Source organism: Roseomonas sp. TAS13 (assembly GCF_001950415.1).
GTDB lineage: Bacteria > Pseudomonadota > Alphaproteobacteria > Acetobacterales > Acetobacteraceae > Roseomonas > Roseomonas mucosa.
The window spans coordinates 1-1,062 of record NZ_BDLP01000692.1 but is presented as its reverse complement, the minus strand read 5'-3'; the positions used below and the strand labels follow the sequence as shown (position 1 = coordinate 1,062).

Here is a 1,062-nt window from a genome sequence, read left to right as displayed (position 1 = left end):
CCCTCCAGCACGAGGCGGACCGCCCTCTCCCGCACCTCCGGCGAGTAGCTCGCTGCTGTCTTGCCCTTCGTCGTCATGGCTCCATCCTCTCAAGGCCTGGGGCCTCCGACAAACCCGGGGCGGTTCACGCCGAGCACGCGAAGGATCTGCTGGCGGGCTATCGCGGGATCCTGCAGTGCGACGGTTACGGCGCCTACAAGACGCTCGCCGGGGCGAGCAATGGCATCACCCTGGCGTTCTGCTGGTCGCATGTCCGCCGGGGATTCATCGAGCTCGCCAGGGGCAAGACCGCACCGATCGCCGCCGAGACGCTGCAGAGGATCGCCGCCCTCTACGCGGTCGAGGCGGAGGTGCGCGGCAAACCTCCCGATATCCGCCGTGCCGTCCGTCAGGAGCGGAGCCGCCCCCTCGTCGAGGACCTGTTCGTCTGGCTGACGACGCAACTCGCGCGTCTGCCCGGCAGCAGCCCGACCGCGGAGGCCATCCGCTACGCGCTGAACCACCGCGAGGGCCTGGTGCGGTTTCTCGAGCACGGCAGGATCGAGCTCGACACGAACACCGTAGAGCGCGCCATCCGCCCGATCTGCCTCAGCCGCAAGAATGCGCTGTTCGCCTCAGGCGATGACGGCGGGGCCCGCTGGGCAGCCGTCGCCTCTCTCGTCGAGACCTGCAAGCTCAACGGCGTCGATCCGCAGCGCTACTTCACAGAGGTGCTGACCCGCCTCGTCAACGGCTGGCCGAACAGCCGTATCGACGAGCTCATGCCGTGGCGCTGGGCCGATGAAGAAAACGGCGCAGCGTCAAGCGAAGACCACGAGGGTCCGTAGGCCTCGCTTACGGTGTTGGATGCGGGGACAGGATTTGAACCTGTGACCTTCAGGTTATGAGCCTGACGAGCTACCGGGCTGCTCCACCCCGCGCTGGGTGATGGTGTAATGGTGACGTGGGCGGCGATCGGGTCGGGGGGTGTGGGAGGTTCCCATCGGGCGGCCTGGCGGCGACCGACTCTCCCGCGTCTTGAGACGCAGTACCATGGGCGCTGAGGCGTTTCACGGCCGAGTT

General features: G+C 67.6%; 1 protein-coding gene and 1 tRNA gene. One reads left to right on the top strand and one right to left on the bottom strand.

The window, feature by feature from the left end:
- Window positions 1-827: IS66 family transposase (gene tnpC, locus ROTAS13_RS24890; RefSeq protein WP_253187776.1), on the top strand; the 827-nt coding region annotated here is incomplete at its 5' end.
- Between the two features lie 16 nt (window positions 828-843).
- Here the strand turns inward: tnpC and ROTAS13_RS24885 are convergent.
- Window positions 844-920, bottom strand: a tRNA-Met gene (locus tag ROTAS13_RS24885).
- Between the last annotated feature and the right edge of the window lie 142 nt (window positions 921-1,062).